The following is a 426-nucleotide window of genomic DNA, read 5'->3' as shown; positions in this document are numbered from 1 at the left end:
GAGCACCCGGTGACCGAGTTGGTCACCGGTCTGGACCTGGTCGAATGGCAGCTGCGCGTGGCCGCAGGCGAGCCGCTGCCGCTGGCGCAGGACGCCATCGTCCAGCGCGGCCACGCCATCGAGGTGCGCCTGTACGCCGAAGACCCGGAAGCCGGCTTCCTGCCCGGCTCGGGCAAGCTCGAACGCCTGCGCCTGCCGGCCGCCGACGCGCACGTGCGCCTGGATTCGGGCGTGATCGAAGGCGACACGGTGACGATCTTCTACGACCCGATGATCGCCAAGCTGATCGTGTTCGACAGCGACCGCCCACGCGCGCTGGCGCGGCTGCGCGCGGCGCTGGCCGACAGCGAGATCGCCGGGCCGAAGTCGAACATCGAATTCCTCGAGCGGCTGGCGCGGCATCCGGCGGTGGTCGAAGGCAGCATC

General features: G+C 70.9%; 1 pseudogene. It reads left to right on the top strand.

The window, feature by feature from the left end:
- Nucleotides 1-9: 9 nt before the first annotated feature.
- Nucleotides 10-426: pseudogene (locus JQK88_RS35785) on the top strand (hypothetical protein); the annotation flags it as partial.

It is taken from the genome of Mesorhizobium caraganae, assembly GCF_016836705.1.
Classification (GTDB): Bacteria; Pseudomonadota; Alphaproteobacteria; order Rhizobiales; family Rhizobiaceae; genus Mesorhizobium; species Mesorhizobium caraganae.
Note: the sequence above shows the minus strand (reverse complement) of the source record. Positions and strands in the feature narration are given on the sequence as shown.